General features: G+C 73.7%; 1 protein-coding gene. It reads left to right on the top strand.

The features are described 5' to 3' along the window. Positions 1-483 (top strand): alpha/beta fold hydrolase (locus ACOADB_RS24515; protein ID WP_378605003.1); only part of this gene is annotated, 483 nt, incomplete at both ends.

The raw sequence follows: 483 nt of genomic DNA, 5'->3' as shown, positions 1-483 counted from the left end.
GCCGTGACCAGCCAGGAGGTGCGCTTCTGCCGCGCTGACGACGGCGTGCGCATCGCGTGGGCACGGCACGGTTCCGGCCCGCCGCTGCTGATCGTGTCGTGCTGGTTGAGCCACCTGCAGCACGACTGGCAGAGCCCGGTGTGGCGGCACTTCCTCGACGACCTGGGGGACGTCGCCACCGTCGTGCGGTACGACGAGCGCGGGTTCGGGCTGTCGGACTGGGAGGTGGGCACCGAGGTGTCGGACTTCTCGCTGGAGCGGCGCCTCGCCGACCTCGAGACCCTGGTCGACGCGGCCGGGCTCGACCGCTTCGCGGTGCTCGGGATGTCGGGCGGCGCGCCGGTCGCGCTGGCCTACGCACACGCGCACCCCGAGCGCGTCACCCGGATGGTGTTGTACGGCGGCATGGCGGCCGGCGGCCTGCAGCAGGGTGACGACGCGGCGGAGGAGGCGTTCCTGGCGATGATCCGCGCGGGCTGGGCG

Origin of the sequence: Nocardioides sp. CPCC 206348, assembly GCF_048654705.1 — a bacterium.
Classification (GTDB): Bacteria; Actinomycetota; Actinomycetes; order Propionibacteriales; family Nocardioidaceae; genus Nocardioides.
Note: the sequence above shows the minus strand (reverse complement) of the source record. Positions and strands in the feature narration are given on the sequence as shown.